18 protein-coding genes and 1 pseudogene are annotated in these 24,333 nt (G+C 64.3%); 5 read left to right on the plus strand and 14 right to left on the minus strand.

Annotated elements, in window-relative coordinates:
• Window positions 1–59 precede the first annotated feature (59 nt).
• From VNT00_RS11940 to VNT00_RS11950, 3 genes are read right to left on the minus strand one after another with little or no spacing between them, the layout of a single operon-like run.
• Window positions 60–1,382, minus strand: coding sequence for a sensor histidine kinase (locus VNT00_RS11940; protein ID WP_325587730.1), 1,323 nt, complete (start codon window positions 1,380–1,382; stop codon window positions 60–62).
• Between the two features lie 19 nt (window positions 1,383–1,401).
• A complete protein-coding gene (locus VNT00_RS11945) occupies window positions 1,402–2,097 on the minus strand; it encodes a response regulator transcription factor (RefSeq protein ID WP_325587732.1) in 696 nt (231 codons plus the stop codon).
• A 1-nt stretch (window position 2,098) separates the two neighbouring features.
• Window positions 2,099–3,517 (minus strand): FAD-binding oxidoreductase, encoded by a 1,419-nt coding sequence (locus VNT00_RS11950; protein WP_325587734.1) that lies wholly within the window; start codon window positions 3,515–3,517, stop codon window positions 2,099–2,101.
• Between the two features lie 225 nt (window positions 3,518–3,742).
• On the opposite strand from VNT00_RS11950, the gene VNT00_RS11955 reads away from it, so the two are divergent.
• On the plus strand, window positions 3,743–5,134 hold the full coding sequence (locus tag VNT00_RS11955) for a phosphomannomutase/phosphoglucomutase (RefSeq protein WP_325587736.1): 1,392 nt from the start codon (window positions 3,743–3,745) through the stop codon (window positions 5,132–5,134).
• Here the strand turns inward: VNT00_RS11955 and VNT00_RS11960 are convergent.
• The 10 genes and pseudogenes from VNT00_RS11960 to coq7 form a co-directional block, all read right to left on the minus strand.
• The gene (locus tag VNT00_RS11960) at window positions 5,123–6,274 is read right to left on the minus strand and encodes a glycosyltransferase family 4 protein (protein WP_414650929.1); all 1,152 of its coding nucleotides are present in this window, start codon (window positions 6,272–6,274) and stop codon (window positions 5,123–5,125) included. The genes VNT00_RS11955 and VNT00_RS11960 overlap by 12 nt on opposite strands.
• Before the next feature lie 222 nt (window positions 6,275–6,496).
• A pseudogene (locus VNT00_RS11965) lies at window positions 6,497–7,519 on the minus strand (glycosyltransferase family 4 protein); the annotation flags it as partial.
• A gap of 73 nt (window positions 7,520–7,592) precedes the next feature.
• Window positions 7,593–8,738, minus strand: a complete 1,146-nt coding sequence (locus VNT00_RS11970) for a glycosyltransferase family 4 protein (protein ID WP_325587738.1) — start codon at window positions 8,736–8,738, stop codon at window positions 7,593–7,595.
• Window positions 8,735–10,663 (minus strand): asparagine synthase (glutamine-hydrolyzing), encoded by a 1,929-nt coding sequence (asnB, locus tag VNT00_RS11975; RefSeq protein WP_325587740.1) that lies wholly within the window; start codon window positions 10,661–10,663, stop codon window positions 8,735–8,737. The genes VNT00_RS11970 and asnB overlap by 4 nt, the downstream gene beginning before the upstream one ends.
• Window positions 10,664–10,722: 59 nt before the next feature.
• On the minus strand, window positions 10,723–11,859 hold the full coding sequence (locus tag VNT00_RS11980) for a glycosyltransferase family 4 protein (protein ID WP_414650927.1): 1,137 nt from the start codon (window positions 11,857–11,859) through the stop codon (window positions 10,723–10,725).
• 35 nt (window positions 11,860–11,894) lie between these two features.
• A complete protein-coding gene (murJ, locus tag VNT00_RS11985) occupies window positions 11,895–13,187 on the minus strand; it encodes a murein biosynthesis integral membrane protein MurJ (protein ID WP_414650930.1) in 1,293 nt (430 codons plus the stop codon).
• A 58-nt stretch (window positions 13,188–13,245) separates the two neighbouring features.
• Window positions 13,246–14,271 (minus strand): SDR family oxidoreductase, encoded by a 1,026-nt coding sequence (locus VNT00_RS11990; protein WP_325587744.1) that lies wholly within the window; start codon window positions 14,269–14,271, stop codon window positions 13,246–13,248.
• A gap of 27 nt (window positions 14,272–14,298) precedes the next feature.
• On the minus strand, window positions 14,299–15,573 hold the full coding sequence (gene tviB, locus VNT00_RS11995) for a Vi polysaccharide biosynthesis UDP-N-acetylglucosamine C-6 dehydrogenase TviB (protein ID WP_325587746.1): 1,275 nt from the start codon (window positions 15,571–15,573) through the stop codon (window positions 14,299–14,301).
• 78 nt (window positions 15,574–15,651) lie between these two features.
• On the minus strand, window positions 15,652–16,794 hold the full coding sequence (locus VNT00_RS12000) for an MraY family glycosyltransferase (protein ID WP_325587748.1): 1,143 nt from the start codon (window positions 16,792–16,794) through the stop codon (window positions 15,652–15,654).
• A gap of 429 nt (window positions 16,795–17,223) precedes the next feature.
• On the minus strand, window positions 17,224–17,856 hold the full coding sequence (coq7, locus tag VNT00_RS12005) for a 2-polyprenyl-3-methyl-6-methoxy-1,4-benzoquinone monooxygenase (protein WP_325587749.1): 633 nt from the start codon (window positions 17,854–17,856) through the stop codon (window positions 17,224–17,226).
• A 230-nt stretch (window positions 17,857–18,086) separates the two neighbouring features.
• Between coq7 and VNT00_RS12010 the strand changes: the two genes are divergently transcribed.
• From VNT00_RS12010 to aptA, 4 genes are all read left to right on the plus strand, one after another.
• Complete coding sequence (locus VNT00_RS12010) at window positions 18,087–18,524, plus strand: OsmC family protein (RefSeq protein ID WP_325587751.1); 438 nt, start codon at window positions 18,087–18,089, stop codon at window positions 18,522–18,524.
• 42 nt (window positions 18,525–18,566) lie between these two features.
• Window positions 18,567–19,361 (plus strand): thymidylate synthase, encoded by a 795-nt coding sequence (locus VNT00_RS12015; RefSeq protein WP_325587753.1) that lies wholly within the window; start codon window positions 18,567–18,569, stop codon window positions 19,359–19,361.
• Between the two features lie 68 nt (window positions 19,362–19,429).
• Window positions 19,430–19,927, plus strand: a complete 498-nt coding sequence (locus VNT00_RS12020) for a dihydrofolate reductase (protein ID WP_325587755.1) — start codon at window positions 19,430–19,432, stop codon at window positions 19,925–19,927.
• Window positions 19,928–19,958: 31 nt separating this feature from the next.
• Entirely contained in the window at window positions 19,959–21,287 is a 1,329-nt protein-coding gene (aptA, locus tag VNT00_RS12025) for an omega-aminotransferase AptA (protein ID WP_491700831.1), read from the plus strand.
• A 116-nt stretch (window positions 21,288–21,403) separates the two neighbouring features.
• On the opposite strand, the gene gcvP is transcribed toward aptA, so the two are convergent.
• On the minus strand, window positions 21,404–24,286 hold the full coding sequence (gene gcvP / locus VNT00_RS12030; RefSeq protein WP_325587757.1) for an aminomethyl-transferring glycine dehydrogenase: 2,883 nt from the start codon (window positions 24,284–24,286) through the stop codon (window positions 21,404–21,406).
• Window positions 24,287–24,333 lie beyond the last annotated feature (47 nt).

Consider the following 24,333-nt stretch of genomic DNA (forward strand, 5'->3'; position numbering starts at 1 on the left):
GCCCGCCCGGCAAGGCCTTCGCGCTCACCAAAGACGGGTTTGCCGGAAAAAACCGGCTTTTAATCCGGGGCGAAACACAGGGTGAATGTCGTGCCCGCGGACGGCCCCTGATGGACGGATTCGACGCTCAAGCGCCAGTGATGCAAGTCGCACACCCGCTTGGCGATCGCCAGCCCCAGGCCGCGCCGCGCATCCTGCGGGCCGCCCCCCGTGATGCCCGGACCGCTGGCATCACCGCGCCGGTGGCTGTAGTAACGCTCGAAAACCAAAGGCAGGATCCGCGCCGGAATGCCCCGCCCATCGTCGGCGAACCGCAGGCAGCCTTCCTGTCCGACACCAACGGTAAGCGTCGCGGGCGCGGCATGCTCGATGGCGTTGCGCACAAGATTGCGCATGACGATCAACACGGCATACGGATCCAGCATCAGGCGCATCGCCTCTGGAATTTCATTACGCAGCACCAGGCCGGTTTTCTCGGCTTCGGGCTGCAAAGCCATCCAGGCCTCGTCCAGGCTTTGCCGCAAGGACAAGCTGACGGGATGGCTGAGTTCCGGGCGGGTCAATGCCAACGCGCTGGCCAGGCTGCTGGTTGCCGCATCGGTGCTGGCGATAATCCGTTTCAGGCGCATGGCGGTATCCGGCGACAGCGCCGGATCGAACAAAGCCATTTCGCCATCGCTGCGGATCGCGGACAGCGGCGTGCGGATTTCATGGCTGAGGTTCGAGGCGAACTCACGCTCGAAGGCAATGGATTCTTCCACCCGGTTCTGCACGCGATTGAACACCTCCACCAACCGCCCCATTTCGTCGTCCCTGGCCACCCTCAGATTCGGCGCTCCGGGCGCCCAGGTGGACAAGCGGTCGGTCAGATCCAGCATGGGCTCCACCACGAGCCGCGCCAGCCAGCGGGCCAGGAACAGCGCCCCCAATACGCAGAAAAACCCAAGGGCGGCCATGATCAAACCGAATTCGGTGACGCGGTCTTCATGCGCCGTTGCATCGTAACGCAAATAAAGCATTCCCTCGGGGGTATCCTGAACCAGAACATGCCAGGTCTGCTTTTCGGGGGACAGCAAGTGCAAACCCGCGCCCAAGGGCCTCAAGAGTTCGGGCAGCATCCTGGCGTCGTCGCGATCGGCGACTATCCAGCCCTGAATCGAAGCGCCCAGCTCCGCCGGATTCAACTGTTTGGGAATGATCTCGCCCTTGCCCATCTGCTCTTGAATCTGCTGCGCCTGCGTTGTCAGCACCGCGTCCACCAGATCGTCCTCCATCTGGTCGAAAATAATATAGGCTGCCAGGCAAAACGCCGCCACGAACGAAGCCACCAGGCCGGTCAACGCCCATATCACGCGAGAGGTCAGCGACGATCCAGGTTTCATGGCTCCCCCCGCATTCCGCTCATGACCTTGAAGGCCGAACCAGCTTCCAGCCCAGGCCATGCACGGTTACCACGCCGTCGAAACCCGCTTCGAGCAGTTTTTTTCTTAGCAAATGCACCTGGCTGCGCAAGGCATCGGCTGACGGAGGGCCATCGGGCCAGAGCGCCTGTTCGAGCGCCCGATGCCCAACCACCCTTTCCGGACTGCACAGCAGCAGACCCAGGATGAGCAAGGCCTTGCGCGCCAGCGCGACCGGCCTGCCATCCACGGTTACGGACTGACTGGCCGGGTCGTACACCAGGCCATCGAACTCGAGCACCTGCTCACCATCCTTGCCGGACTGCCGGCGCAGCATGACCAGCAGCCTGGCCTCGACCTCGGCCAAGGCAAACGGCTTGGTCAGGTAGTCGTCGGCGCCAAGGCCGAATGCGGCAAGCTTGTCGTCCAGTTGATCCCGCGCGGTCAGCATCAGCACCGGAATAGACGCTTTGCGCTCTTGCCGTAAAGTCCGCAAGACACCATAGCCGTCCAGCCCTGGCAGGCCGATATCCAGGATCGCCGCATCGAAGTGGTGGGCATCGAGCAAGGCCAGCGCCTCATGGCCTTCGTAGGCGACGTCCGGCAGAAACCCCCGCATCTCGAGAAAATCGTAGAGATTCGCTGCAATCGTGAAATCATTTTCCACGATAAGGATGCGGGCCTTCGCAGCGGACATATTACGTTGGGCCGGCCAGCACTTTGCCGGGATTCATGATGCCCTGCGGGTCGAGCGCCTTTTTTATGCGCCGCATCAGGTCCATTTCCACCGGATCCTTGTAGCGCGGCAGGACGTCGCGCTTGAGCTGGCCCACGCCATGCTCGGCGCTGATGGAACCGCTGAATTTGTGCACGCTTTCGTGCACGACTTCGTAGACGGCGTCCTGCTTGGCCAGCAGTTGATCTTCGGAATACTGGCCGCGCGCCACGTTGTAGTGCAGGTTGCCGTCGCCCAGGTGGCCGAAGATGATGTGCTGGATTCCTGGGAATTTCGCCTGCAACGCCGCGTTGGTGGTCTCGACGAACTCGGCCATGTGCGAAACGGGAATCGAGACATCGTGCTTGATGCTCTTGCCCAGGTCCTTTTCGGCCAACGGTATGCTTTCGCGCAAATGCCACAGCGCCTTGCTTTGCGCAATGTTCTCGGCGATGACCGCATCGGCCACCAGCCCCGCCTCGATGGCGTCGCCCACAATGGTTTCGAACCGCTCGCGCGCATGCTCGGCGCTTTCACTGTCGGAAAGCTCCAGCAAGGCGTACCACGGCAGCTGGGCCGACTCGCCCTCGAACGGAATGCGCTGCTGCGGATAGCATTGCACGACGTTATGAAGGCAGTCGCCGGCGATGAGTTCGAAGCCGGTCAACGCGGGACCGAAACCCTTGCGCGCCGCCGACAACAGCGCAACCGCGTCGTCGACCGAATTCAGGCCAAGCAGGGCCGTGCACTGCGCCACGGGCTGGGGGTAGAGCTTGATGGTGGCGGCGGTGATGATGCCCAGCGTGCCTTCGCTGCCAATGAAGATGTCGCGCAGGTCGTAGCCGGTGTTGTCCTTGCGCAGCCCGCGCAAGCCGTGCATGATTTCTCCTTCGGCGGTTACCACCTCCAGGCCCAGCACCAGTTCGCGCGCATTGCCGTACCGCAGCACCTGGGTACCGCCCGCATTGGTCGCCAGGTTGCCGCCTATGGTGCAACTGCCTTCGGCGGCCAGGCTCAAGGGAAACAGGCGATCGGCATCGCGGGCGGCCTGCTGCACGTTTTGCAGAATGCACCCCGCCTCGACCACCATGGTGTCGTTGTCGGTATCGATGCCGCGTACGCGATTCAAACGCCCCAGGGATACGACCAGCGCCGTGCCGCTGGAATCGGGGGTGGCCGCGCCGCACAGCCCGGTGTTGCCGCCCTGCGGCACAATGGGCACTTTGTTGGCCGCGCACCATTTCACAACGCCGGCTACTTCCTGAACAGAACCGGGCCGAACCACGGCAACGGCCTTGCCGCTGTAGCGCCCGCGCCAATCGGCCAGATAGGACTCGGCATCCTCGCCGGTCAGGACATACTGCTGGCCCAGTATTTGCACCAGTTCGTTCAGAAACTCCATTGCCAACCCTTATCAATGCCGCCAAAGCGCAGCGTCCCCTATTTTAGTCGCGCTTTGCGCGGCGGCGAAACCAACCGCCGGCGCTTCACCACTGGCGTTGCCGCCCTCCCCCAGGGCGGCTCGATTCGAAGCCGGGGCGGTCACCGCCGTCCATGCCTGCGCGTGCGCCGCAATCCACGGCCCCTATACAATAGCCAAAACCGAACAATCCAGAAAGGAAGCACCGTGACATCGCCCAGCCCGCTACCCGACGCCGTTTTCAAAGCCTACGACATTCGCGGCACCGTTCCCGAACAGCTCAACCCCGAATTCGCCCGCAAGCTGGGGCTGGCCCTGGCCCAACTGGCGCGCCAGGAAAATGTTGCGGCGCTGGCCGTCGGCTACGACGGGCGCCTCAGCAGCCCGGAGCTGGCGCAAGCCCTGCAGGAAGGCATATTGGCCGGGGGAATCGACACCATCGACCTGGGCATGGTGCCCACCCCGCTGGTGTATTTTGCCGCCTACACGCAAAAAACCGGCTCCGGCGTGGCCATTACCGGCAGCCATAATCCTCCCCAATACAATGGCTTCAAGATGATGATGGCCGGCAAGACCCTGCATGGCCAGGGTGTGCAGGCCCTGAAGGAAATCATGCGCACGGCCAGCCCTCCCGCCGGCATCGCGCGCGGCAAGCGCACCCGGCTCGACCTGATCGACAGCTACATCCAGCGCATCGTCTCCGACGTCAAGCTCGCCCGGCCTCTTAAAATCGCCATCGACTGCGGCAACGGCGTGGGCGGAGCCGTGGCGCCGAAGCTCTTCAAGGCCCTGGGCTGCCAGGTCGACGAGCTGTACTGCGAAGTGGACGGCAAATTTCCCAACCACCATCCCGACCCCGCCGACCCCCACAATTTGCAGGACCTCATCCGTCACGTCGCGGCCAGCGACTGCGAGCTGGGCCTGGCTTTCGACGGCGACGCCGATCGCCTGGGCGTCGTGACCAAATCGGGCGAAATCATCTGGCCCGACCGCCAGTTGATCCTGTATGCGCAAGATGTCCTGCAGCGCGTGCCGGGCGGCACCATTATCTTCGACGTGAAATGCAGCCGCTACGTGGCGCAGTCCGTTGCCGCGGCCGGAGGCAAGCCGCTGATGTGGCAAACCGGACACTCCATGATCAAGGCCAAGCTGGCCGAAACCGGCGCGCCCCTGGCCGGCGAAATGAGCGGCCACACCTTCTTCAACGAACGCTGGTATGGCTTCGACGACGGCCTGTACACCGGAACCCGCCTGCTGGAGATCGTGTCGCGCAGCATGGATCCCTCGGCACTGCTGGAAGCCCTGCCGCAAGGCGTCTCCACCCCCGAGATGAAGCTGCAGATGCGCGAGGGAGAACCCCACGCGCTCATCCGGCGGCTGCAAAACGAAGGCAAGTTTCCCCAGGCGGAAAGCCTGATCACCATCGACGGCGTGCGGGCGGAATACAGCGACGGCTTCGGCCTGGCAAGGGCCTCGAACACGACACCGGTGGTGGTGCTGCGTTTCGAGGCCGACACGCCCCAGGCGCTGGAGCGCATACAGGCCGAGTTCCGTTCGGCTCTGCAGGCGCTGGCTCCCGAGGCGTCATTACCGTTTTGACGTAGCGTCCGCCAGCAATTCCCCGTAGATTTCCAGATGCCTGGCCACCACCAGGCGCACATCGAATGCACGTTCGGCCAGCTCGCGACCGGCGGCTCCCAGTTTGTGACGCAGCGTGGCGTCGTCGGCCAGTTCCTGAACCGCCCGCGCCAGCGCGCGGGCATTCTTGGCCGGCACAAGAACGCCCGTGCGGCCGGGCTCGATGGCGTCCCGGCAGCCCGGCACATCGGTGGTGACGACGGCGCGGCCGCAAGCAGCCGCCTCGATCAAGGACTTGGGCAGACCTTCGCGGTAGGAAGGCAGGACGACAATGTGCGCGCGCTGGTACAGGCCCGCGACGTCAGCTTGTTCTCCCAGGCATTCCACCACCCCTTCGGACTTCCACAAGGCCACTTCGTCTTCCGTAACGCTGGCCGGATTGCCCGCATCGGTGCTGCCCGCCAGCACCCAGCGCAAACCGCCGCCATGCCCCGCCGCCAGCCGGGCAGCCTCCACGAATTCACATACGCCCTTGTCCCGCAACAACCTTGCGGCCATGACGGCAACCGGCGTCCCCGCCGGTTCGGGCGCCACGCTGAATTTTTCCAGATCCACGCCCGAACCACGGATCATCACGATCTGCGCCGCGCGCACCACGCCCGCCTGCATCAGCACGTCGCGGTCATTGGCATTCTGGAAAATGACGCGGCTGTTCGAATGGCCCAGGGCCAAGCGGTAAAGCGCCATGCTTGCCCAGCGCAAAAAATCGGGGCCCCGCTTGCGCCGCGTAAAAATGAATCCCAGGCCCGACACCGCCGCCACATACGCAGGCACCCGCGCCAGCCTGGCGGCAATGCCGCCGTACAGCACGGGCTTGATGGTGACGGCATGCACCACATCCGGATCGACGCGGCGATACAAGCGCCACAGGGCGAGCAGGCTTTGCAGTTCCTGCAAGGGATTCTTGCCGCTGCGCGTCATGGGAATGGCATGATGCGTGAAACCGTGCTCTTGTATCGCGCGCGCGGCCGGGCCCTCCATGGTCGCCACATGCACCTCGTAGCCCGCGGCCGCGGCGCCCAGGGCCACGGGCAGGCGGTGCGACAGAAAGAACGCCGGGTTGTTCACGACGAACAGGAGGGTCTTTTTCCGTTCCAACATGCCGCCCGACGCAGGCGCCGCGCCGGGCGATGGCGGTTGCTCAAGAACCGCCGGTTCGGACATGCCCGAGCCGCGCCGCGGGAATCGACCCGCCAGCTTGCGCCACACGGCATCGTAGGCGTCCACCATGGTTTGAAGGCCGTACAGGCGGCCCACCCGTTCGCGGCCGAGCCGCAGGCGTGTCTGCATGGCCGGCGTTCCCAGTTCGGCCACCGCCGCATCCAGGGCCTGGGCCAGAAGCCGGGCGTTTTGCGGCGGCGCGATCCAGCCGTCTTCGCCGACGATGAGCGCCGCATCGCCGACATCCGTCACCACGCAGGCAACGCCCGAGGCCATGGCCTCGGCCACCACGTTGGGAAAACCTTCGGCGCAACTGGACAGCACGTGGATGTCCAGCGCGCTCATGATGTCGGGCACGTCTTCGCGCATGCCCATCAGCACGACCTTGTCGCGCACGCCGCAGCGCTCCAGCAAGACCATCAGTTCGCGATTGTCGGCCGTCATGCCCGGGCCCACCAGCACGCAGCGCATGTCCGGACGCAAAGCGACGCTTTGCGCGAACGCGCCCAGCAAATTGGCATGATCCTTCAAGGGGTTCCAGCGGGCGACGCTGCCGACGACGGGCGCGGACGGCGGCACGCCCCACTGCCGGCGCCATTTTTCCCGGGCCTCCTGGCTGCGCTGCCAGCGCGCAAGATCGTAGCCGTTGGGAATCACCACCATGCGGTCCGCCTTGTAGCCCCAGGCCTGGTGGTTGCGGGCCGCATCCGCGGCGCATGCCACTACGGTGGCCGGCACGAAGCCCGACAGCCGGGCGCAGGCCCAGGCCACGACCCGGGCAACGCGGCTGCTCTTGCCCAGGTTGGCGCCCGAATTGCGTATTCCCCAGGACACGGCCCGCACGCCCGCCAGACGCGCCACCAGGCCGCCGACCAGATCGGCATGGTACATCCAGGTTTGAACCACGTCGGGGGCCGAGGTACGCATCAAGCGATACAGGCGCCACAAACCCGAAATCGACAGGCGGCCCGCCGACATGTTCAGCGTCAGCACGGTGACGCCCGCCGCGCGCAGGCGGGGGCCGAACACGCCTTCATCCGTCATGGAAACGACGGTATGGCGGTTGTTCTGCCCCGGCGACGTGACGAGGCGATACAGCACGGTTTCGGCGCCGCCCTGGCCCAGCCCGGAAATGACATGCACGATATGCAGGGAAGAAGTGTTGGTCATGGCTGAGGTAGGCATTGATCCAGAATAAAGGTATCGTTTGCGGCTGGCAAAAAGTTGATTCGCATCGGTTCAAAAAAGACGGGCACGGTCAAGCAGGCCCGTGTCCGCCGGAAATGGCCGGGCCCGCCCCGGCCTTGGCCATCAGGCTGTCCCATTGGGCCAGGACTTCCGGCAAGGCGTACCGCCGGCGCACCGACTCGGCGGCCCGCCGGGCCAGATCGGCCCGCAAGCCCTCGTCGCCCAGCAGCTTGGCCAGCCCTTCGCGCAAGGCAGCCTCATCGCCGGCCGGTATCAGCAAAGCATCTTCGCCATCGCGCGTCATCTCGCGCGGGCCACTGGGGCAATCAAACGCGATGCAAGGCAGGCCCAGCGCCATGGCCTCGAGCAACACATTGGGAAAGCCCTCCACGGCGGAAGTCAGGGCAAACGCATGCGCCCGCGACAATTCGTCCCAAGGCGCTTCGGTGCGTCCCGGCAAGGCAATGCGGGAAGCCAGGCCGGCATCGGCCACCTGCTTTTCCAGCACGGGGCGCAGCGGCCCTTCGCCCCAGATGACCAGATCCCAATCGGCATGCTGAAGAGCGAGCCGGGCAAAGGCGCGGATCAGTATATCGAACTGTTTGTCGGGTACCAGACGCCCCATGGCCACCAGCTTGCGCCTCCCATGCTCATCGGGCCGGCCCAAAGCCACGGGCGCTTCCAGCAGCGCCGGCGGCAACGGATTGGGAATGACCTCCAGGCGGCGAATGCGCGGCACCATCTTGCGGAACGCGGCGACGCTGGCCTGTGCCTGCACCGTCACGACATCCGCCCAGGGATACGTCCAGCGCCGCAATGCTTTCAACACCGTGCCGCAGCTTGCGCTGGCCGCGGGATTGGTACGTTCGCACGCAATGAAAGGCACGTTCATGCCCTTCAGGCCAAGCAAGGCCATGACGTTGACGTTGGTCAGGAAGGCAACGACCAGGTCGGGCCGCGCCTCGCGCACCAGGCGGCGCAGGGCCAGCAGCTTGTTCAGGCCAAGCAGCAAACGATTGCGCGACGTCCCCATCCGGTCGGCCAGCCACACGAATTCCACGCCATCGGCCAAGGGGTAGAAGCTGGCGCCCTTCTGCGGAAAAGTGGCCACCAGCGTGACGGAATCGCCGCGCTGCGCCCAGGCATTGGCCAGCGTGGCCGCCACGCGCTCGGCCCCTCCGGCGTTCATCGAGCTGACCAGGAAAACGATTTTCACGGCGCCTCCGGGGTTCCGCCTGACGCCAGCGCCCGGGTGTAGTCCAGCCAGGCCTGCGTCATCAAGATGCCCCACAAATGGGTGCTCCAGTCACGCCGGCCCGAACTGTGCTCGCGCCATTTGCGCAATACCGGATCGGCGTGGAACACGCCCTCGCCGCGCAGGCGGCGCTCGTCCAGCAAGGCGGCGGCCCAGTCCTTGAGCGGGCCGCGCAGCCAGGCGGCCAACGGCACGCCGAATCCTTTTTTGGGACGGTCGACGAGCGCCCTTGGCACATGCTTGTACAACAGCTGGCGCAGCAACCACTTGCCCTGCCCATCGCGCACCTTGCAATCGAACGGCAGATGCTGCGCGAACTCGAAGACCCGGTGATCGAGCAGCGGCACGCGGGTTTCCAGGCTCACGGCCATGGCCGCCCTGTCCACCTTGACCAGGATGTCGTCCGGCAGATAGCTTTGCGCATCCAGCAGCATCATGTTCTCGAAAAACGGCAGCCCCGATTCCTGATCGAACACCGTTGCCGGCAATTGCGCGTCGATCACCACCTGCGCCGGATCCTTCCAGTACGACACGAACTGCCGGTAGAATTGGCTCGCCGTGCTTGCCGACGCAACCTCGGCGAGCTTGGTGAACTGGTCTTTTTTATAGCCGGCCGGCAACAGGCCGGCGGCGGTGCGGCCGAACAGCGCCATCGGGCCGCGCAGGCCCGGCGGCAGCGATTGCCGCCTGCGCCACCAGCCCGCTGCCCGGAAATAGCGCGAATAGCCGCCCAGCAGCTCGTCGCCGCCATCCCCCGAAAGCGCCACCGTCACATGGCGGCGCGCCATGCGCATGACCAGGGCCGTGGGAATCTGCGACGCATCGGCAAACGGCTCGTCGTACATGGCGGCCAGCTGCGGCACCACGTCCAGCGCGTCGTCGGGCGTGACGTAAAGCTCGGTGTGCCGGGTGCCCAGGTGCGCGGCCACGGCCTTGGCGTGCTCGGCCTCGTTGAAGGCCTCTTCATGAAAGCCGATGGAAAACGTATTCACCGCCGGAGAGCTTTGCGCCTGCATCAACGCCACGATGACGGACGAATCCACGCCTCCCGACAGGAATGCTCCCAGCGGCACGTCGGCCATCATCTGGCCTTTGATCGACGAAGACAGAACTTTTTCCAGCGCCTCCACCGCCTGCTTGTCCGAGCTGAACGACAGGCGATTCCTGTCGGCCTGCATGGCGGTTTCGCGCGCCGACCAATACACATGGGCCTGGGGGATGCTGCGCCGCTGCCGGTCGGCTTCGCTCAGAACCACCCAGGTTCCCGGCAGCAGCTTGCGCACCGCCTTGTAGATGCTGAACGGAGCGGGAATGTAGTTGTGCCGCATCAGCAGCGCCAGCGCGCCGCGATCCAGGTCGGTATCCAGCCCGGGCACCTGCACCAGGGCCTTGAGCTCCGAACCGAACATGAAGACATTGCCGGCATACCCGGCATACAGCGGCTTTTCTCCAAGGCGGTCGCGCGCCAGCGCCAGACTGCGCTCCTGGCGGTCCCACAAGGCAAAGGCGAACATGCCCACCGCGGATTGCAGGCTGCGTTCCAGGCCCCATGCAGCCAGCGCGGCCAGCAGGGTTTCGGTATCGGAATGCCCGCGCCAGGACGGCGCCCTGCCCTGCGCCTGCAGCTGTTCGCGCAGTTCCAGGTGATTGTAGATTTCTCCGTTCAGCACCAGGACATAGCGCCCGCACTCGGACACCATGGGCTGGTGGCCGGCCGGACTGAGGTCGACGATGGCCAGGCGCACATGCCCCAGCGCCAGCCCCGCATCCGCGTCTTCCCAATACCCGTCGCTGTCCGGGCCGCGATGCCGCATAGTGCGGCAGCCCCGCTCGATGACCGCCCGCCGATCCGCCAGGGGGCCCCACGTCCCCATGATTCCACACATAGCTTACGCCTCATTGTTTATTACATTGCCGCTGCGCGGCCGCACACCCTCAGCGATGTTCAGCGCCCTTCGAACACCTGCCGCCACAACGCCATGACCCGCGCCGTGGAAAACCTGTCCAGCACGTCGACGGCGCGCTTGGCAAGCGCCTGGCGCCTGGCCTCGTGCGCCATGAGATCGGACAGATGCGCCGCCAGGGCTTCCGCATCTTCCGCCGGACGCACCAGCACCCCGTCTATGCCGTCGCGGATGATTTCCCTGGGCCCGGTCTCGCAGTCGAAGGCCACCGGCGCCAGGCCGCTGGCCATGGCTTCCAGCAATGAATTCGACAAGCCCTCGACCCGCGAGCTCAGGACGTACAGATCGGACTCTTCGTACCACTGCCCGACATTGCCAGCCCGACCGGCCAGGGTGATTCTGTCGCCCAGCCCCGCATCGTCGATCCTGGCCTGCAACACCTCGCGATCGTCGCCTTCTCCCAATATAACCAGATCCCAGTCGGGAAAGTAGCCGGCCATGCTGCCAAAGGCCTCGATGAGCAGGTCGAAGCCTTTGTGAGGGTGCAGGCGCCCCACGGCCAGCAGGCGCATCCTTCCGTTTCTTGGCGGCGGCTCCAGCACGGGCTCGCCGGCCTGCAAAGGCCAGCAGACGGCATTGGGAATGACGGCAAGCTTCGAACCCGGCACATGCTGCTCCAGCCAGGCCGCCGTGCCCGACGTCAGGGCCACCACCTTGTCGGCCTGGGGATACGCCCAGCGCCGCAAGCGCAGCCACAAGCCGGACAATTCCTGGGAAGGCGGATGCGTGTGCTCGGTGGCGATGACCCGGCAGCCGCGGCCGCGGGCCGCCACGATCGCCAGGATGGAAGCCGTCGTCATCATGCCCAGCACCACGCTGGGCCGCTGCTTGCGGATGACGCGGCGCAATTTCCAGACCCGGCGCAAATTGGCCAGCAGCCCCGACAAGCGCCCGGAGCTGGCGGCGGCCGTGCCCAGCACGATGCGCTGCACCGAGGGATCCAGGGTATAGACGTCGGTGTCGGCCTGCGTCTGCGTTGCCACCGAAACGCGATAGCCCCGCCGAACCCAATAGGCGCTCAAGTCGGCCGCCACGCGCTCGGCGCCGCCTCCGCTAAGCGAATGGATGACGATCAGCAAATGAGGCGCGGGCGGCATGGATGACGAAACTTTACTCATAGTCGTGAAGCAGTGACTGGTTGATGCTTGTTGACCTAGCTGGCAGTATGCCCGCCGGGCGCCGATTTAAGGGCAACCACAGCGTAACAGGTGTAAGACAAGGCATACATCAAGCTGGTGGCCAGCATGATGCCGGCCGTGCCCATGACGGGCGCCAACAGGTAATTCATGACCGCCTTCAGCCCGAAATTGGCAATGGCGATCACGGCCATGAGGCGGTAGCGGTTCTGACTGGCCAGCAATTGCACCAGCACCAGGACGCCAAAATAGAACGGCAACTGCAGCAGCCCCCAGCGCAGCACCTGCGCCACCAACTGTGTATCCTGGGCGGTGAAGGCGCCGCGTTCGAACAGCAGAGCCACGCCCCATGGCGTCAGAATCCAGCCGACCAGGGTCGCCGCCGCCCCCGCGGCCAGCATCAGCGCGGACCACTTCAGGGCCATCGAGCGCGCCCGCAGCGCGTCGCCGCGGCTTTGTATGTCGGCCAGCACCGGCAAGGCGGCGCGGCCGACCGAAGCCGCCCCGATTCCCAGCACCAGCGACAGCAGGCGACTGGCATAGCCAAGGGTCGCGTTGGCGTTGGAACCCAGGTTGGCTGCTGTGTATTGATCGATGGGCCCCACGAAACTCATGGCAACCTGGCCCAGCAGCATGACGCCGGCGGCCTTGACCAGATCCGGCCACTGATGGGCGCTCAGGGCGAACCTTGGCCTGCCCCACATGCCGTCGGCCTTGGCGGCCAGCCACAGCAGCCAGACCGACTGGATGAAATAGCCGACCAAGGTGCCCCACATCAAGGGTCCCACGTCGGTCACGGCCCCGGCCAGCATGACCCACACCAGGATGACCACCGCCGGCACGCTGTCGAGCAAGGTATTGATGTGCCGCTCGTGAGCCCGCAAGCGGGCCGCGCTGATGCCGGTCACCAGCGTCAGCAAGGCGGCCGGCGCGAAAGCCAGGTTCAGCTCCAGGCTCATCTTGCGGGCCTCGGGCGTCAGGCCCATGCCCGCCCAATCCAGCACGAACGGCCACAGCAAATAGGTAAGCACCGCGAGGACAACGCCGCCGCCTATCGTCCAGCCCTGCAGCTCGCCCAGGAAACGGGCTCGGGCCGCGCGGTCTTCGTAGCGGGTATGCACCAGCACCGGGATCAGGACGACCGACAGCGCCCCGACTATGGTCAGGGGCAGCCAGCTTGCCATCGTCAGCGTGAATTGGTAGGCATCGACGGCGTTGCTGACGCCGTAGCGATACGCCACCGCCATCTCCTTGACGGCGCCGGCGGCCTTGCCCAGCAGAAGAAAAAAGGCGACTCGCGCCGCCCCCATGGCTATGCGCCGATGGTCGGAGTGCAGGCGCGACAGCCTTTGCGAGAATGTCTTCAAGTTAACGCAGGAACTGCGTGTACCACGGCATGGCGACTTCCAGGCCCTGGACGATGTTGTACAAGGGCTTGTATCCCAGCAGGTGCTGGGCCTTGCTGATGTCGGCCTGGGAGTGGCGCACGTCGCCCGCGCGAAAATCGCCGTACAGGGGCTGTTTGTCGTAGACGACGCCGTTATTGCCCAGGGCCTTGGCCAGGTACTGGAAGAGTTCGTTCAGCGAGGTGCGCGCATTGACCGCCACGTTGTATACCTGGTTGACGCCCTCAGGCTGGGCCAGGGCCGCAAGAATATTGGCCTGCACCGCGTTTTCCACGTAGCAGAAGTCGCGGCTGGTTTCGCCGTCGCCGTTCACCACGACATCTTCGTTGCGGATCATCGCCGACACCCACTTCGGGATGACCGCCGCATAGGCGCCGTTGGGGTCCTGGCGCTTGCCGAACACATTGAAGTAGCGCAGGCCTATGCTGCCAAAGCCATAGGAGCGCGCGAATACGTCAGCGTAAAGCTCGTTGACGAACTTGGTCACCGCGTACGGCGACAGCGGCCGGCCGATGCGGTCTTCGACCTTGGGCAGCGCCTCGTGGTCGCCGTAGGTGGAGCTTGACGCCGCGTACACGAAGGACTTGACCTTGGCATCGCGCGCCGCCACCAGCACGTTGAGAAAGCCCGAGACATTGACGTCGTTGGTGGTGATGGGGTCTTTCAGCGAACGGGGCACCGAGCCCAGCGCAGCCTGGTGCAAAACGTAATCCACGTTCTGCACGGCTTGCTCGCAGGCAGCCGGATCGCGGATATCGCCCTTGATGAAAGTGAAGTTCGCCCATTTTTCGGGCCCCACCGTTTTCTGGACTTCGTCCAGGTTGTATTGATGGCCGGTTGCGAAGTTGTCCAGGCCGACGACCGTCTGGTCCAGCTGCAGCAGGGTTTCCAGCAAATTGGAGCCGATGAAGCCGGCGCAGCCGGTGACCAGCCAGCGCTTGGGCTCGGTGCGCAGTTCGGCCAGAACTTCCTGATAGCGATTGCTCATGTCTACTGATCCTTATCGATTGCCGGCTTACAGACGCAGATCCGACTCGTCGGCGGTGAGGACGTACTTGAGGTCGTAAAGCACATGCTCGGGCTTGCCCAGGGCGCGGATGCCCTTGGCGCCGAGCTCGACGAACTGATGGTGCGCGACCGCAATGATGACGCCGTCGTAGGCGCCCTGGGCCAGCGCCTTGACCGGCGTGATGCCGTATTCGTGCTCGGCTTCGGCCGTATCGACCCAAGGGTCGTACACATCGACATGGATGTTGTATTCGCCCAGCTCGCGCACGATGTCGACGACCCGCGTATTGCGCAGATCGGGGCAGTTTTCCTTGAAGGTCAGGCCCATGACCAGCACCTTGGAACCCTGCACCTGGATGCGCCGCTTGGTCATGGCCTTGACCAGTTGCGACACCACGTAGCCGCCCATGGAATCGTTGAGCCGGCGGCCGGCCAGGATGATTTCGGGGTGATAGCCGATGGACTGCGCCTTGTGGGTGAGGTAGTAGGGGTCGACGCCGATGCAGTGGCCGCCCACCAGGCCCGGGCGAAACGGCAGGAAGTTCCATTTCGTGCCGGCGGCTTCCAGCACGGCCTGGGTGTCGATGCCCATTTTGTTGAAGATGAGCGCCAGTTCGTTGATGAGCGCGATGTTGACGTCGCGCTGCGTGTTCTCGATGACCTTGGCCGCCTCGGCAACGCGGATGGACTGCGCCTTGTGCGTGCCGGCCACGATGATCTGGCCGTACAGCGCGTCGACGAGTTCGGCCACTTCGGGCGTGGAGCCGGAAGTCACCTTTTTGATGGTGGAGACGCGGTGCGACTTGTCGCCCGGATTGATGCGTTCGGGGCTGTAGCCTGCATAGAAGTCTTCGTTGTAGCGCAGGCCCGATATGCGTTCCAGCACCGGCACGCAGACTTCCTCGGTGGCGCCCGGGTACACCGTGGACTCGTAAATGACGATGTCGCCGCGCTTGAGCACCTTGCCCAGGGTTTCGCTGGCACGCACCAGCGGGGTCAGGTCGGGCTGCTTGTACTCGTCGATGGGGGTGGGCACGGTAACGATGAAGACATTGGCCTCGGCCAATTGCGCCGCTTCATGGGTGAAGCGCAGATTGGCGGCCTGCGCCAGCTCTTGCGAATCGACTTCCAGCGTGTGGTCCTTGCCCTCCTTGAGCTCGGCGATGCGGCGCGCATTGATGTCGAATCCCAGCACCGGCCGCTTCTTGCCGAACTCCACAGCCAACGGCAGGCCCACGTAGCCCAAACCGACTATCGCTAATTTCACGTCTTGAATTTGCAACTTGAATCTCCCACGCTGCTTGCTGATATATGAAGAATTCGAAAACCCTGCCCGGCCTGGGCGGGTCGGACAAAGGGCTTATTTCTTGTTCCGGTGCTGGCGCCCCTGCGAAGGCAAAAGCAGCCAGGACGGGCCGCGCCAGGACACCAGCCTAGAATAAATCCAGATATAGACCGACGCAAACACGACCAGGCTGATGCACAAGGCCCAGGCGTTGTCCCACCAGATGGTGGCGGGAACCAAGCCGATGAGCGTCAACAGCCATAAATACGGCGATGCCATGGCATTGCACAGGGCCGGCACGCTATGGCGCCGGTCGCGGCTGAACGTGACGCGAACCAGGCGCCTGAACACCAGTTGGTGCAGATGCAGGGCGTCGGGCTGGTCCACCGGCGTGCCGCGCTTGAAGCGCCGGCGCCAGATGGAGAACATGGTTTCGAATACCGGGTAGAACAGCACGGCCAGCGCGTAGAACGGCGAGACGCTTGGATTGCGTATGACCAGCAGCACCGCCAGTTCGGCCAGCATGAAGCCAAGGAAATACGCCCCGCCGTCGCCCAGGAAGACGCGGCCGAACGGAAAGTTCCAGACCAGGAAGCCCAGGGTCGCGGCGGCCAGGGCCGTGGCGATGATGAAAATGGGAAAGTCCTGCACTTGCAGGGCCACCAGCGCAATGGAGGCGCCCATGAGGGTGGCCACCATGCCCGCCAGGCCGTTCATGCCGTCGATGATGTTGAGGGCATGCGTACAGCCGCCCACCGCCACCACCGTGAACACCAGCGACACGGGCCAGAACGACAAGGCCCAGTCAATGCCGGCAAAGCCCACCCGCGACACCCCGCCCAGCAGCCACCAGGCGATGGCGGCGGATATGAACGCAGCCACCAGCCGCTTGCCGGATCCGACGTCCTTGGTGATGTCTTCAAGCAGCCCCGCCACGAACACCGGCATGACCGCGATGAACAGCACGGGCCAAAGCCAGGTCAACGTCATGTTGCTGGGCCCCAGAACCAGCAGGCCCGCCAGACTGCCGGCGACGACCGCCAGCCCGCCTACCCGGGGTGTGGCGCGCGAATGCGAGGCCTGCGGCTTATCGAGGTCGGAGTCGCCCGTAAACGCGCCATGCCAGCGCTCCGAGGCGACAATCAGGCCGCCGACGGTGAACGCCACAATACAGATATAAATCCAGGTTAACGAGTCCCAGGTCTGAGGCGAAGCCACACAACCCCCTGCGCAATTGGTCAAGCATTTATTATCGGCCGAATTTGTAACAACGCGGCTCGACAGCGGGAAAAAGATGCAACCAAAGATGTTACGTGAAATCCGGCAAAAAAAAACCCGAGATCAAAAGATCTCGGGTTAAATCCACCAAAGGAGGAGGGTGGAGGAGACAACCGTGGCATGTCGGGCTACCAAAGCATATTTGCTTGAGACCGCGTGATTGGGGTTTTCCCTCTGCAATCACGTTTCGACATCCGATAACTAAATTGTATAGAACTTGATGGTGCAACGCAAGAAATTTTTGAAAATCAACCGGGAAAACCCGATTTGTTGCTTTTTTACAGCTCCTCCCTATGAAAATAGTACTTCGCAACTAGTAAAAACCCGCGTTTTGAATTGATTTGTCTCAATTGTTTCGTTTGTTTTCAATTAGATTCTATAGGCTGTCGTCGTCATCACCTTGGACATCAGGCGCATGGCCAGCCTTGCCGGGCCCGGCAGGGTTTTCCCGCCCTGATCCTGGGCCGTCTTGCGGTGCCGTGCCTCATCGTCGCGCATCTGCTCCACAATGCGGCGCGACCGCGCGTCGGCGGCAGGCAGCGCTTTCAGGTGGGACTCCAGGTGACGCTCGACCTGGGCCTCGGTTTCGGCCATGAAGCCCAGGTTGCGGGCCGAGCCGGCCAGGCCGGCCAGCATGCCCAGCGCGAACGAGCCCGAGTACCAAAGCGGATTCAGGTAGCTGGGACGGCTTTGCAATTCGGCCAGGCGCTGGCCGCACCACACCAGATGGTCGACTTCTTCGGCCGCCGCCTTGCGGAACACACCACGCGCCCCGTCGTCGCGGCTGAGCACGGCCTGGCCCCGGTACAGGGCCTGCGCGCACACCTCGCCTACGTGATTGACCCGCATCAGCCCGGCGGCGTGCTTCTGCTCGGCCGCCGACAGCGGCTCGGCATCCGGGCCGGGCCGGCCGGCCGGATTCGGACGGCTGGCATGCGCAAAGCCGCCCAACACTTCCAAAGCCCTGCCCACCTCGGACAACAGCGCGTCGACGCCGCTCATGCGTCGGACCAAGCCGCTGTTATTCGAGTCAGTATCGTGTTCTTGTGCGCGCATGATGTCCCAGGTAAAGCCGCAAGATAAAATCCGAAAGGGGCTGGAAACGGAATCAAGTCCGTGTCAACCCCGATTCAATAATACAAAAAAACCGGAAAAGGCGGGCCGGTATCCGCCTGCTCTATACTCCTTCTTCAAACCCATACTCTTTCAGATTCACGCACGAGGCTCACCAAATGGAATGCATTATCGATTGGGGCGGACCCGACGGCATGTTGTTCACAGCCCGCACGGGCAGCGGACACGTCACCGCCATGGACGGCGCCCCCGACGGCGGCGGCAACAATCTTGCCCCCCGTCCGATGGAAATGATGCTTGCCGGGGCCGGCGGCTGCGCCGCCTACGACGTGGTGCTTATCCTCAAGCGCGGCCGACACAAGATAAGCGGCTGCCAGGTCAAGCTGACCAGCGAGCGCGCCGCCGAAGACCCCAAGGTGTTCACGAAAATCCACTTCGCGTTTACCGTGACGGGCTCGGCCCTGCCGCAAGCCGCGGTGGAGCGCGCCGTGCAGCTTTCGCACGACAAGTATTGCTCGGCCACCGCCATGCTGAGCAAGACCGCCGAGATCACGCACTCCATCGTTATCGTGGACACATCGGCCCCCGCAAATTAATCACCAACGCCCACGACTACCCTTATCGACTACCGTTACCTCATGCACCAATACGAAGACTTCATGCGCCATGTCTTTGAGCACGGCCAAGCCAAGACAGACCGCACCGGCACCGGCACCCGCTCGGTGTTCGGCTATCAAATGCGCTTCGACCTGGCCGAAGGCTTTCCATTGGTAACCACCAAGAAGCTGCACACCAAAAGCATTTTCATCGAGCTGCTCTGGTTCCTGCGCGGCGACTCCAACGTAAGGTGGCTGCAGGAACGCGGTGTAAGCATCTGGAACGAATGGGCCGACGAACAGGGCAACCTGGGGCCGGTGTACGGCGTGCAGTGGCGTTCGTGGCCCACGCCGTCTGGCGGCCACATCGACCAGATAACGCAGGTGGTCGAGCAAATCCGCAACAACCCCGATTCGCGCCGCCTGATCGTCTCGGCCTGGAACGTCGGCGACATTCCCAATATGGCGCTGCCGCCCTGCCACGCCTTCTTCCAGTTCTATGTGGCCGACGGCAAGCTGTCGTGCCAGTTGTACCAGCGCAGCGCCGACATCTTCCTGGGCGTGCCCTTCAATATCGCCAGCTACGCCCTGCTTACGCACATGGTGGCGCAGCAGTGCGATCTCGAAGTGGGCGACTTCATCTGGACGGGCGGCGACTGCCATCTGTACAGCAATCACTTCGACCAAGTGCAGCTGCAGCTTTCGCGCGAACCCCGGCCCTATCCCCGATTGAACATCCGGCGCAAACCGGCCAGCCTGTTCGACTACGACTACGAGGATTTCGAGATCCTCGACTACAACCCGCATCCGCACATCAAGGCTCCCGTGGCGGTTTAGGGCGCTGCGCCCGCAGCCCTCACGCAACATCCTTGAAAAGCGCCAACAGCTTCCACGCAGGACCAGCCATGAGCAAACCCCGCATCAAGTTCGTCGTCGCCTATTCCGACAACCGCGTCATAGGCCGCGACAACGAGCTGCCTTGGCGCCTTCCGGGCGACCTGGCCCACTTCAAGCGCAGCACCATGGGCCAGCCCATCATCATGGGGCGCAAGACCTGGGAATCGCTGGGCCGCCCGCTGCCCGGCCGCCCCAACCTCGTCGTCAGCCGCGATGCGGGCTATGCGGCGCCAGGCGCCCAGGTGTTCACCTCGGTCGAGCAGGCCCTGCAAAGCTGCGCCGGGCAAGCCTCGGCGTGCATCATCGGCGGCGCGCAAATCTTCGAGCGGGCCCTGCCCCTGGCCGATGAAATCATCGCCACCGAGGTTCACGCGCAGGTCGACGGCGACGTGTTCTTTCCGCCGCTGCCCGAATCCGAATGGGAAGAAACCGAACGTCTCGCCCAGCCCGAGGAAAACGGCTACCGCTACGACTTCGTTGTCTACACGCGCCGCAAAGAGCCATAATGATCATGAGTTCTGTAGCGCGGAGATCATCATGAAAGACAAAGCCAGCAACATTCCCGATCTTTCCAGTTTGTGGATGCCGTTTACGGCCAACCGCAAGTTCAAGCAGCATCCGCGCCTGCTGGCCAGCGCCAAGGGCATGTATTACACCGACGTCGACGGCAAGCAGATACTCGACAGCACCTCGGGGCTGTGGTGCGTCAACGCGGGGCATGGCCGCCAGGAAATCATCGACGCCATCAGCCGCCAGACCAGCACACTGGACTATGCGCCGGGCTTTCAAATGGGGCATCCCGGCGCGTTCCAGGCCGCGGCCGCCGTCGCCGCCATCATGCCCAAGGGCCTGGACCGCATCTTCTTCACGAACTCGGGTTCGGAGTCGGTCGACACCGCGCTGAAGATCGCGCTGGCCTACCACCGATCGCGCGGCGAAGGCCAGCGCACGCGCTTCATCGGCCGCGAGCGCGGCTACCACGGCGTGGGGTTCGGCGGCATATCGGTGGGCGGCATCACCCCCAACCGCAAGGCCTATTCAGGCGCCCTGCTGCCGTCGGTCGATCACCTGTCGCATACCCACGACCTGGAACACAATGCATTCAGCCGAGGCCAGCCGGCCTGGGGCGGGCACCTTGCGGATCAACTCGAAGAACTGGTCAACCTGCACGACGCCTCGACCATCGCCGCCGTCATCGTCGAGCCCATGGCCGGATCGGCCGGCGTGCTGCTGCCGCCCAAGGGCTATCTGGAAAGGCTGCGGGCCATTACGGAAAAGCACGGCATTCTGCTGATCTTCGACGAAGTCATCACTGCTTTCGGGCGCCTGGGCGCGGCAACCGCCAGCGAATTCTTTGGCGTCACGCCCGACCTCATCACCCTGGCCAAGGGCATCAGCAATGCCAGCGTGCCTTGCGGCGCCGTCGCCATACGGCGCGAAATCCACGACAGCGTCATCGACTCGGCCGCCGACGGCATCGAGCTGTTCCACGGCTATACCTACTCGGGCCACCCGTTGGCCATGGCTGCCGTACTGGCCACGCTGGGCATCTACGAGCGCGACAAGCTGTTCGCCCGCGCCCATAAACTGGCGCCCAGATTCGAGGCCGCCGCGCATGCACTGCGGGGCACTCGCCACGTCGTCGACATCCGCAACCTGGGCCTGGTCGCCGGCATCGAGCTGGCCTCGCGGCCCGGCGCCCCCGGAGCCCGCACCGCCGAGGCCTTCCAGACCTGCTTCGACCGAGGCGTGCTGCTGCGCTACACCGGCGACACCATTGCCGTCTCGCCGCCGCTAATCATCGAGGAAGACCAGATCGACCAGCTCTTCGGCACCATAAAGAGCGTGCTGGAAAAGCTGGACTGACCTGGCTTTGCGGCCGCGCGAATCGCATGCGCCGCGTCAGGCCGCCGGCCCCTTAAGTTCAAACAACGACGGCCGAAGCTCCCGCGTCGGCCGTCGTTAAATTCCGGCAGCCGGGTCTACACGCTCAGCGCGTCGGCCGCATAGGCCTCCATGGGCGGGCAGGAGCACACGAGGTTCCGGTCGCCGTAAGCGTTATCCACGCGGGCCACAGGCGGCCAGTATTTGCCGGCCCTCAGGCTGGCCAGCGGATACGCTGCCTCTTCGCGCTCGTAGTCGTGATGCCATTGCGAAGCCAGGAGCATCTGCGCGGTATGCGGCGCGTTCTTCAGCAGATTGTCCTGAGCATCGCGCGCACCGCTTTCTATTTGGGCGATCTCGGCGCGGATGGCGATCATGGCATCGATGAAACGATTGAGTTCGGCCAGGCCTTCGGATTCGGTCGGCTCGACCATCAGCGTCCCCGCCACCGGAAAGCTCATGGTCGGGGCATGAAAGCCGTAATCCATCAGGCGCTTGGCAATGTCCTCGGCGCTGACGCCGCTACTGTCCTTGATGGGGCGGGTATCCAGAATGCATTCGTGCGCCACCCGGCCGTTGGCCGTTGCGTACAGGATGGGATAGTGCTTGCCAAGGCGGGATGCAATGTAGTTGGCATTGAGGATGGCCGCCTCGGAAGCCTGGCGCAGGCCTTGCGCGCCCATCAGCGCAATATACACATACGAAATGGGCAGAATGCCGGCTGACCCGTAAGGCGCGGCCGACACCGGCCCGCAAGCGCCGGACGGCAGCTCGCCCCTGTCGCTCAGCACGCCAGGCAGGAAGGGGGCGAGGTGTTCTCGCACCGCCACCGGCCCCACGCCGGGACCGCCACCGCCATGCGGAATGCAGAAGGTTTTATGCAGGTTCAGGTGCGAGACGTCCGACCCGAACAGCCCCGGCTGCGCCAGCCCCACCATGGCGTTCATATTGGCGCCGTCCAGGTAGACTTGCCCGCCCGCCGCATGCACCAGGGCGCAGATTTCGGTAATGGCCGCCTCGAACACGCCATGTGTGGAGGGATAGGTGATCATCAGGGCCGCCAGACGGTCGCCCGCCTGGGCGATCTTGACCCCGAGGTCGGCCACGTCGACGTTGCCGTGATCATCCGACGCCACCACCACGACCTCCATGCCCGCCATCTGGGCCGAAGCCGGGTTCGTGCCGTGCGCCGAGGCCGGTATCAGGCAGACGTTGCGCTGGGCCTGTCCGGATGCCTGATGATAGGCGCGGATGGCCAGCAGGCCGGCAAATTCACCCTGGGCGCCCGAATTGGGCTGCAGGCTTACGGCCGAATAGCCCGTGATTTCGCACAAGGCACTGGACAAGCGCTGGATCAACTCTTGATAGCCCAGGCTTTGATCGGCTGGCGCATAGGGATGCAGATCGGCGAACTCGGGCCAGGTGATGGGTATCATCTCGGCCGTGGCGTTGAGCTTCATGGTGCACGAGCCCAGTGGAATCATGGTTCGATCGAGCGCCAGGTCTTTGTCGGCCAGACTGCGCAGATAGCGCAGCATATCGGTTTCGGACTGGACTCGTGAAAACACGGGATGGGCCAGAATGGCCGACTGCCGCCGCAGGCCCGCGGGAATGCCCATTGGCGCAAGGCCTGGATGATCGGCGCTGCGCGCCGTCCAGGGCTTGCCCAGCGCCTGGGCAAACACCCGCAGCAGCCCATCCAGATCGTCGGTATCGACGGTTTCGTCCAGGGAAACCGCCAGTTGGCCGCCGCCCGCCTGGCGCAGGTTGATGGACGCCCCCTGGGCCGCCTTCACGACGGCGGCGGTATGGGCTCCGCTGTCGATCAGGAGCGTATCGAAGAAGCTGTCGTTGGCAACGCCCAGGCCCAGGGCCAGCAGGGATTCGCGCAGATAACCTGTGTAATGCGCCACCCGGCGGGCAATGCGCAGAATGCCGGCCGGCCCGTGCCAAACCGCATACATGCCCGCCATGACCGCCAGCAGCACCTGCGCCGTGCAGATATTGGACGTGGCCTTTTCGCGGCGGATGTGCTGCTCACGCGTCTGCAGCGCAAGCCGCAAGGCGGGCGCCCCTTGAGCATCCTTGGAAACGCCGGCAAGACGGCCGGGCATATTGCGCTTGAAGGCATCCTTGCAGGCCATGAAGCCCGCATGCGGCCCGCCAAAGCCCATGGGCACGCCGAAGCGCTGCGCCGAGCCGACGGCGATGTCGGCGCCCCACTCGCCCGGCGCGGCCAGCAAGGCCAGGGCTAGCAGGTCGGTCGCCACCGCCACCACGGCGTCCTGCGCATGGGCGCGCTCAGCCAGTTCGCGGTAGTCGGCAATGCCGCCCAAGCTGTGCGGATACTGCAGCAGCACGCCGAAGCAATCCGGCAGGCCCTGCGCTTCGTCGCCCACCTCGACGTGGATATCCAGGCCTGCCGCGCGCGTCTGCAACAAGGCCAGTGTTTGCGGATGACAATGCACCGAGGCAAAGAAGACCTTGCTTTTGGAGCGGGATGCGCGCCGCGCAAGCCCCATGGCCTCGGCCGCGGCCGTTGCTTCGTCCAGCAGCGAGGCATTGGCGATATCCAGCCCCGTCAGGTCGGCGACCATGGTCTGGAAATTGAGCAGCGCTTCGAGCCGGCCCTGCGATATCTCGGGCTGGTAGGGCGTGTAGGCCGTATACCAGGCGGGGTTTTCAAGGATGTTGCGCAGGATGACGTTCGGCACATGCGTGCCGTAGTAGCCCTGGCCGATATAGTTGCGGAACACGCGGTTGCGCTGCGCCATCTGCTTCAGTTCGGCCAGCACGTCGGCTTCGCTGCGCGGCCCAGGCAGATTCAGCGCCTCGGTCTTGAGAATGCTGGCCGGGACGACCTCGCGGATGAGGGCGTCCAGGCTTTCGGCGCCGATGGCCGCCAGCATTTTTTCCTGGTCGGCGGCATTGGGCCCGATGTGGCGGGGCACGAAATCGAAGCTGGGGTCTAGTTCACGCATAGTTGAAAAAGCTCATACAAAGAGTGGAAGCGCGCAGGGGCGCACTG

It is taken from the genome of Eoetvoesiella sp., from assembly GCF_035555955.1.
GTDB lineage: Bacteria > Pseudomonadota > Gammaproteobacteria > Burkholderiales > Burkholderiaceae_B > Eoetvoesia.